9 protein-coding genes are annotated in these 7,988 nt (G+C 47.9%); all 9 read left to right on the top strand.

Going from position 1 to position 7,988, the window contains the following annotated elements; translation table 11 throughout:
- A partial coding sequence (locus Q1Y74_RS14000) for a DUF3874 domain-containing protein (protein WP_366914064.1) occupies nt 1-121 on the top strand: 121 nt, incomplete at its 5' end.
- A 687-nt stretch (nt 122-808) separates the two neighbouring features.
- Nucleotides 809-1,663 (top strand): formyltetrahydrofolate deformylase, encoded by an 855-nt coding sequence (gene purU / locus Q1Y74_RS01320; protein WP_300811890.1) that lies wholly within the window; start codon nt 809-811, stop codon nt 1,661-1,663.
- A 110-nt stretch (nt 1,664-1,773) separates the two neighbouring features.
- A complete protein-coding gene (gene hisH / locus Q1Y74_RS01315) occupies nt 1,774-2,367 on the top strand; it encodes an imidazole glycerol phosphate synthase subunit HisH (protein WP_300811889.1) in 594 nt (197 codons plus the stop codon).
- A gap of 24 nt (nt 2,368-2,391) precedes the next feature.
- Nucleotides 2,392-3,114: a 1-(5-phosphoribosyl)-5-[(5-phosphoribosylamino)methylideneamino]imidazole-4-carboxamide isomerase gene (hisA, locus tag Q1Y74_RS01310; protein ID WP_300811888.1), complete on the top strand. Its 723-nt coding sequence runs from the start codon at nt 2,392-2,394 to the stop codon at nt 3,112-3,114.
- Nucleotides 3,115-3,159: 45 nt separating this feature from the next.
- Nucleotides 3,160-3,918: an imidazole glycerol phosphate synthase subunit HisF gene (hisF, locus tag Q1Y74_RS01305; RefSeq protein ID WP_300811887.1), complete on the top strand. Its 759-nt coding sequence runs from the start codon at nt 3,160-3,162 to the stop codon at nt 3,916-3,918.
- Between the two features lie 46 nt (nt 3,919-3,964).
- Nucleotides 3,965-4,576, top strand: coding sequence for a bifunctional phosphoribosyl-AMP cyclohydrolase/phosphoribosyl-ATP diphosphatase HisIE (hisIE, locus tag Q1Y74_RS01300; protein ID WP_300811886.1), 612 nt, complete (start codon nt 3,965-3,967; stop codon nt 4,574-4,576).
- A gap of 27 nt (nt 4,577-4,603) precedes the next feature.
- Complete coding sequence (locus Q1Y74_RS01295) at nt 4,604-5,302, top strand: ATP-binding cassette domain-containing protein (RefSeq protein ID WP_300811885.1); 699 nt, start codon at nt 4,604-4,606, stop codon at nt 5,300-5,302.
- An 81-nt stretch (nt 5,303-5,383) separates the two neighbouring features.
- Complete coding sequence (locus Q1Y74_RS01290) at nt 5,384-6,700, top strand: aspartate kinase (RefSeq protein WP_300811884.1); 1,317 nt, start codon at nt 5,384-5,386, stop codon at nt 6,698-6,700.
- Between the two features lie 109 nt (nt 6,701-6,809).
- Nucleotides 6,810-7,970 (top strand): diaminopimelate decarboxylase, encoded by a 1,161-nt coding sequence (gene lysA, locus Q1Y74_RS01285; RefSeq protein ID WP_300811883.1) that lies wholly within the window; start codon nt 6,810-6,812, stop codon nt 7,968-7,970.
- Nucleotides 7,971-7,988: the final 18 nt, after the last annotated feature.

Below are 7,988 nucleotides of genomic sequence, written 5' to 3'. Positions count from 1 at the left end.
CAAGAATCCCTCCGCCCTGAAGGACTGTACCTGTACGTCCTTTGCCCGCCTGCTGGCGCAGCTGGGCCGCAGGGTGCATACGAGGTACGGGAACGGGTATTGGGTGAAGGCGGTTGATTGAGAACTGAAAGTCGGTTTTGCGGCTTGGTGGTGCGTGTAAATAACGGTAAATCTGGTCCTGTTGGTTGTCGATGCGTGCTTTGTGACATTAAGTTGGCATCCGTATTTTTTCTTTTGATTTCCAGTGGGGAGGGGTAGGCTGATGCGTGTGTTAATGAAGACGGGCGTTTTGCGTATTGTGTGATGGGCTTGTATTTTCACATGACTTTCGTCTGGTCAAAAAAATAAAGCCTTGATTTTTTCTGAAAATCAAGGCTTTGCGACCCCATGCGTGACAGGCATGTATTCTAACCAGGCTGAACTACCGCACCATTTGTTGTTTCGTTGCTATCTCTCTCGATTGCGGTTGCAAAGGTAGATGTTTTTTTTGAATTGGCAAGAACTATCGGCGTTTTTTTTTCTACTTTTTTTGCCTGTTTTTTACTGTCGCTTCATTATCAGTATGTTGTGTGAGGAATGTCGCAGTGTCTTTGGGGATGTTCTATTCAGTGAGTCTGGCTGCGTATGGCGTTGCCCGAAATGAAGAGAACGAAACGTTTTTAAGGTGGAAGTAAACTTTCTGCTCGAAAAGTTCGTCGATTTGCAGTAAATCGTTATTTTTGCAGCCTTAATTAAAGAATGTTGTAATCTGGGATTGTAAATGGCAATGCTTTGTGTTTGCAGAGCCAGCCCTAAATGGAAAATATGAATGAAAACTGCTAAATTGTTGCTGCATTGTCCTGACAGGCCGGGTATTCTTGCCGAAGTAACCGGCTTCATTACTGAAAACAAAGGAAACATAGTCTACCTGGACCAGTATGTAGACCATGTGGAGGATATATTTTTTATGCGGATAGAATGGGAGCTGGAGCATTTCCTGGTTCCACAAGAGAAAATTGAGGATTATTTTGCCACTCTGTATGCGCAGAAGTATGGCATGAGTTTCCGGCTCTATTTTTCAGACCACAAGCCGAGGATGGCGATATTCGTTTCCAAAATGTCGCATTGTCTGTTCGATTTGCTGGCGCGCTATACAGCAGGTGAGTGGAATGTGGAAATTCCCCTTATCATCAGCAATCATCCAGACTTGCAGCATGTGGCCGAGCGCTTTGGGATACCTTTCTATCTGTTCCCCATTACGAAGGAAACAAAGGAAGAGCAGGAAAAGAAAGAACTGGAGCTGCTGGCCGAGCACAGGGTAAATTTCATTGTACTGGCGCGCTATATGCAGGTGGTGTCTGAGCAGATGATTAACGCTTTCCCTAACCGTATCATTAATATACACCACTCGTTCTTGCCGGCATTCGTGGGAGCCAAGCCTTATCATGCGGCTTTTCAGCGTGGGGTGAAAATTATCGGTGCCACCAGCCACTATGTGACAACAGAACTGGACGCCGGTCCCATCATTGAGCAGGATGTGGTTCGTATCACGCACAAGGACACCGTGACTGATTTGATTAACAAGGGTAAGGACTTGGAGAAGATAGTCCTGTCGCGTGCGGTGCAGAAGCACATTGAACGCAAAGTGCTGGCGTATAAGAATAAGACGGTGATATTCAGTTGAACCAGCGAGACAGCGAGTGTGGAATATAGATTGTGGATTTTGGAAATCATTTAGTGGATAATTGGCTTGGGATTTCATGAATGCGAAACTTTAATAATTGATATAAGAAAGTGAAAGTAGCTATTGTGAAGTATAATGCGGGTAATATCCGTTCGGTAGATTATGCCTTGCGCCGTTTGGGCGTAGAGCCAGTGATTACGGCGGACGAGGCGGTGCTTCGTGCTGCGGACAGGGTCATCTTTCCGGGTGTAGGCGAGGCTGAAACCACGATGAGACATCTGCAGGCTTCGGGCTTGGACCACCTGATTATGGACTTGAAGCAACCGGTGCTGGGCATTTGTTTGGGAATGCAGTTGATGTGCCGTCATTCTGAAGAGGGTGATGTGGATTGTCTGGGCATTTTTGATGTAGACGTGAAACGTTTTGTCTCGCAACGACACGAAGACAAGGTGCCCCACATGGGCTGGAACACCCTCGGGCAGGTGAATAGCTGTTTGTTTGATGGTTTCAAAGGTGGGGAGTATGTTTATTTCGTGCACAGCTACTATGTGCCTGTCAATGAGTGTACGGCTGCGGTGACGGACTACATACAGCCTTTCAGTGCCGCCTTGCACAAAGGAAATTATTACGCTACTCAGTTTCATCCTGAAAAAAGTGGAGGAGTAGGCGAGCGTATTCTGAGAAACTTTTTGGAAATAAAATAACCCTGATAACAGAATGAGAACTGTATGATAGAACTGATTCCTGCCATTGACATTATTGAGGGGAAGTGTGTGCGCCTTTCCCGCGGAGACTATGATAGCAAGAAGGTTTATAACGAGAATCCCGTGGAAGTGGCCAAAGAACTGGAGGGGCATGGTATCCGTCGCCTGCATTTGGTAGACCTGGACGGCGCGGCTACCCACCACATTGTGAATTATCGAGTCTTGGAGCAGATAGCTTCGGCCACTTCGCTGGTCATTGATTTTGGAGGAGGGGTGAAGAGCGATGATGATTTGCGGATAGCCTTTGAAAACGGGGCTCAGATGGTGACGGGAGGGAGTATTGCCGTGAAGAATCCCGACCTGTTTTGCCATTGGCTCCAGGTGTATGGACCGGAGCGGATTATTCTGGGGGCTGACGTGAAGGAGGACAAGATAGCTGTGAATGGTTGGAAACAGGATAGCGGACAAGAGCTTTTCCCTTTTCTGCAAAACTATACGGAGCAGGGGGTCAGAAAGGTCATCTGTACCGATATTGGTTGCGACGGTATGCTGCAAGGTCCTTCGCTGGCGTTGTACGGCCGGATTCTGGAGAAACATCCCGACCTCTATCTGATAGCCAGCGGAGGTGTTAGCGGGATGAATGATATTGCCGCTTTGGAGGAAGCCGGTGTGCCGGCCGTTATTTTTGGCAAGGCGCTTTATGAAGGGCGCATCAGTTTGGAAGAGCTGGAGCACAGACTCCGGTAGCGGCATTTGTTTTTGTTAGGTATCAACGAACTAAATTGTAGTCAAGTGTTAGCGAAAAGAATCATACCCTGTCTTGACATCAAAGACGGACAAACAGTGAAAGGGACAAATTTTGTAAATCTGCGTCATGCGGGTGATCCGGTGGAATTAGCCCGAGCTTATAGCGAACAGGGGGCTGACGAGCTGGTGTTCCTGGACATAACGGCCAGTTTCGAGGGACGCAAGACTTTTGCGGATCTGGTGAAGCGCATTGCCGCCAACATCAGTATTCCCTTTACGGTGGGGGGCGGCATCCATGAACTGAGCGATGTAGACCGCTTGCTGGAAGCCGGCGCGGATAAAATCTCCATCAATTCTGCGGCCATACGCCGTCCGGAACTGATAGATGAGATAGCCAAACACTACGGGTCGCAGGTGTGCGTGCTGGCTGTAGATGCTAAGCAGACAGAGAAAGGCTGGTGGTGTTATCTGAATGGCGGCCGTGTGGAGACAGACAAGGAACTGTTTGCGTGGACTCATGAGGCACAGGAGCGCGGAGCGGGTGAAGTGTTGTTTACAAGCATGAATCATGATGGTGTGAAGACTGGTTATGCCAATGAGGCTTTGTCAGCTTTGGCGGGAGGTTTGTCCATCCCGGTCATTGCATCGGGCGGAGCGGGGGCCAAGGAGCACTTCCGTGATGTCTTTTTGCAGGGAAAAGTGGATGCCGCTTTGGCGGCCAGCGTTTTTCATTTCGGAGAAATTAAAATTCCCGATTTAAAATTGTATCTTTGCGGCCATGGAATCCCCATGCGCACAATCTGACTTCATAAAGTCTGTGTAAGGTTATAAATAAATATATAGAACAAAGATGACTTTGGATTTTGAAAAGATGAACGGACTGGTTCCGGCAATCATACAGGATGCAGATACAGCCAAAGTGCTGATGTTGGGCTTCATGAATAAGGAGGCCTACGAAAAGACATTGGAGACGGGAAAGGTGACATTTTTCAGCCGCACCAAGAACCGTCTGTGGACCAAGGGCGAAGAAAGTGGAAATTTCCTGCATGTTGTGTCCATGAAGGAGGATTGTGATTGTGACACTTTGCTGGTACAGGTGCATCCGGTCGGTCCCGTGTGCCACAAGGGCACTGATACTTGTTGGGGTGAGAAGAACGAGGAACCGGTGATGTTCTTGAAGTTATTACAGGACTTCATAGACAAACGCCATGCCGAGATGCCCGAGAATTCTTATACCACAAGCCTTTTCCGCTCCGGAGTGAATAAAATGGCACAGAAAGTGGGTGAGGAAGCTGTGGAGACTGTGATAGAGGCATGTAACGGAACGGATGAACGTCTGATTTATGAAGGAGCCGATTTGCTGTATCATCTGATTGTACTGCTGACGTCTAAAGGTTACCGTATTGAGGACTTGGCACGGGAGTTGCAAGAACGCCATAGTGCAACCTGGAAGAAGCATTGACCTTTCTTTTCACCCCTGTATGCCACAATGGAAGAAGCGTTGATACAATATAAGAATGTGACGGTACGTCAGCAGGAGTTGTGTGTGCTCGAAGATGTCAATATGAATCTTCACAAAGGTGAATTTGTTTACCTGATAGGAAAGGTGGGGTCTGGAAAGACCTCCCTGATGAAGACTTTTTATGGTGAGCTGGAAGTGGCCGGAGGTGAGGCGGTAGTACTGGGATATGACATGTTTCGCTTGAAACGCAAGTCTTTGCCTCAGTTGCGTCGCAGGATGGGAATCGTTTTTCAAGACTTCCAGCTGCTGACGGATCGTACGGTGAACAGTAACCTTGAGTTTGTGCTCAGGGCCACGGGGTGGAAAAACAGGGGCGAAATAGCTGACCGGATAGAAGAAGTGCTGGGCATGGTGGGGATGAGCAACAAAGGCTACAAGTTGCCTAATGAATTGTCGGGTGGTGAGCAGCAGCGTATTGTGATAGCGCGCGCCATGCTGAATTCTCCGCAAGTGATTTTGGCCGACGAACCGACAGGCAATTTGGATGTCGAGACGGGGCGTGGTATCACGGAACTGTTGCACGATATCAGCGACAGCGGTTCTTTGGTTATTATGACCACACATAACCTGCAATTGCTCCGTGAATATCCGGGGAAGGTGTATCGTTGTGCCGACCATCGGATTGCCGAAGTGGCGGATGGACGGATAGATGTTGGTGTGGTCTAATTATACGAGGAAATAAATGATGGCCCGAAACCTGGAGAAGGCGGGCCGCTAACTATAAACTAAATTAATACAGAAACGAAAATGAAAGTTTTAAAGTTTGGAGGTACTTCAGTAGGTTCGGCCCAAAGAATGAAGGAAGTGGCCAAGTTGATTACCGATGGTGAATGTAAGATTGTGGTTCTCTCTGCCATGTCGGGTACCACAAACACATTGGTGGAAATTTCGGATTATTTGTACAAGAAGAATCCGGAAGGTGCCAATGAAATTATCAACCGGCTGGAGAGCAAATACCGCCAGCATGTTGACGAACTTTATGCAACGCCGGAATATAAGCAGAAAGGGCTGGAACTCATCAAGTCCCATTTTGACTACATCCGTTCTTATACCAAAGACTTGTTTACACTCTTTGAGGAAAAAGTGGTGTTGGCACAGGGCGAATTGATTTCAACCGCCATGATGAATTATTACCTGCAGGAGTGCGGCGTTAAATCTGTTCTGCTCCCTGCCTTGGACTTTATGCGTACAGACAAGAATGCAGAACCAGACCCCGTTTACATCAAGGACAAACTTCAGGTTCAGCTCGAGCTGCATCCCGATGCAGAAATTTATATTACGCAGGGTTTCATTTGCCGCAATGCTTACGGTGAGATAGACAACCTGCAACGTGGCGGTAGCGACTATACAGCTTCGCTGATTGGTGCGGCAGTCAATGCTTCCGAAATTCAGATTTGGACCGACATCGACGGTATGCACAATAACGACCCCCGCATTGTGGACAAGACCTCCCCCGTACGTCATCTTCATTTTGAGGAGGCTGCCGAATTGGCTTATTTCGGTGCAAAAATTCTGCATCCCACTTGTATCCAGCCGGCTAAATATGCCAATATCCCCGTACGTTTGCTGAATACGATGGACCCGGCTGCTCCCGGTACGCTCATTTCCAACGATACGGAGAAAGGACGCATCAAGGCTGTTGCCGCCAAGGATAACATCACCGCCATTAAAATCAAGTCCAGCCGCATGTTGCTGGCTCACGGCTTCTTGCGCAAGGTGTTCGAGATATTTGAAAGCTACCAGACTTCCATCGACATGGTTTGTACTTCAGAAGTGGGCGTTTCTGTCTCGATAGACAATACCAAGCATCTGAACGAAATCCTGGATGACTTGAAGAAGTATGGTACCGTGACAGTAGACCGCGACATGTGTATCATCTGTGTGGTGGGCGATTTGGAATGGGAGAATGTTGGTTTCGAAGCCAGAGCTTTGGACGCTATGCGAGACATTCCCGTACGTATGATTTCGTTCGGAGGAAGTAATTACAACATTTCGTTCCTTGTCCGTGAATGCGACAAGAAAGCGGCTCTGCAATCGCTGAGCGATGTACTCTTCAACGCATAATGAAGGGTATATATAAGGAAAGAGAGGCTTAAAAAGCCTGCGTTTGAGGTGTGAGAATGAACTCCCGTCAGGGAGTAATGACGGATTCATATTAAAGTTTTGGAAGAAGATGAAAGGAGTTTTTCCGGTTGGCAAGTTTCGCGAGTTGCGTACGCCATTCTATTATTACGATACAGAAGTGCTGCGCAATACACTTGCTACCATACGTGTGGAGGCGGCAAAATATGAGAATTATGTGGTGCATTATGCCGTAAAGGCGAATGCCAATCCCAAAGTGCTGACCATTATCCGAGAGAGCGGCATGGGGGCTGATTGTGTGAGTGGAGGAGAGATACGTGCAGCCATTAAGACGGGTTTCCCCGCGAGCAAGATTGTCTTTGCCGGTGTGGGAAAGGCGGATTGGGAAATCAATCTGGGATTGGATTATGGCATATTCTGTTTCAATGTTGAATCTGTTCCGGAGCTTGAGGTCATCAATGAACTGGCGGCCGCCCGTGGCAAGGTGGCGAATGTGGCTTTCCGCATCAATCCGAATGTGGGAGCACATACTCATGCCAATATTACGACCGGACTGGCCGAAAACAAGTTTGGTATCAGTATGGAGGATATGGATAAGGTGATTGAACTGGCTGGCAACCTGGCTAACGTGAAGTTCATCGGCCTTCATTTCCACATCGGTTCCCAGATACTTGACATGGGAGACTTTGCCGCCTTGTGCAATCGTGTAAACGAGTTGCAGAACAAACTTGATTCGTGTGGAATCCGCATCGAACACATTAATGTGGGTGGAGGACTGGGCATTGATTATGCGCACCCTAACCGCCAGTCGATACCAGACTTTAAGGGCTACTTTGAGACGTATGACAATTGCCTGAAGCTTCGTTCCTATCAGACATTGCATTTTGAGCTTGGCCGTTCGGTAGTTGGCCAGTGCGGCTCACTGATTTCCAAAGTCTTGTATGTGAAGCAGGGTACCAATAAGCAATTTGCTATTTTAGATGCCGGTATGACAGACTTGATTCGCCCCGCTCTCTACCAGGCGTATCACAAGATTGAGAACATTACTTCGGACGAGAAGCCCGAAACTTATGATGTGGTAGGCCCCATTTGCGAGTCTTCCGATGTGTTTGGCAAAGCGGTCGATCTTAATAAAGTGAAACGGGGCGACCTGCTGGCTATCCGTTCTGCTGGAGCCTATGGTGAAATCATGGCTTCGGGGTATAATTGCCGTGAGTTGCCGCAGGGATATACTTCAGATGATTTATTTTGATTTCGGCATGTCCGAATT

Source organism: uncultured Bacteroides sp., from assembly GCF_949298305.1.
Lineage (GTDB): Bacteria > Bacteroidota > Bacteroidia > Bacteroidales > Bacteroidaceae > Bacteroides.
The sequence above is the reverse complement of the archived record's forward strand: the minus strand, read 5'-3'. Positions and strand labels throughout refer to the sequence as shown.

What these genes read in the sequence shown, in the direction of transcription:
- purU (WP_300811890.1), top strand. Translation starts at nt 809, where the DNA reads ATGAAAACTGCTAAATTGTTGCTGCATTGTCCTGACAGGCCGGGTATT.
- hisA (WP_300811888.1), top strand. Translation starts at nt 2,392, where the DNA reads ATGATAGAACTGATTCCTGCCATTGACATTATTGAGGGGAAGTGTGTG.
- hisIE (WP_300811886.1), top strand. Translation starts at nt 3,965, where the DNA reads ATGACTTTGGATTTTGAAAAGATGAACGGACTGGTTCCGGCAATCATA.
- Q1Y74_RS01295 (WP_300811885.1), top strand. Translation starts at nt 4,604, where the DNA reads ATGGAAGAAGCGTTGATACAATATAAGAATGTGACGGTACGTCAGCAG.
- Q1Y74_RS01290 (WP_300811884.1), top strand. Translation starts at nt 5,384, where the DNA reads ATGAAAGTTTTAAAGTTTGGAGGTACTTCAGTAGGTTCGGCCCAAAGA.
- lysA (WP_300811883.1), top strand. Translation starts at nt 6,810, where the DNA reads ATGAAAGGAGTTTTTCCGGTTGGCAAGTTTCGCGAGTTGCGTACGCCA.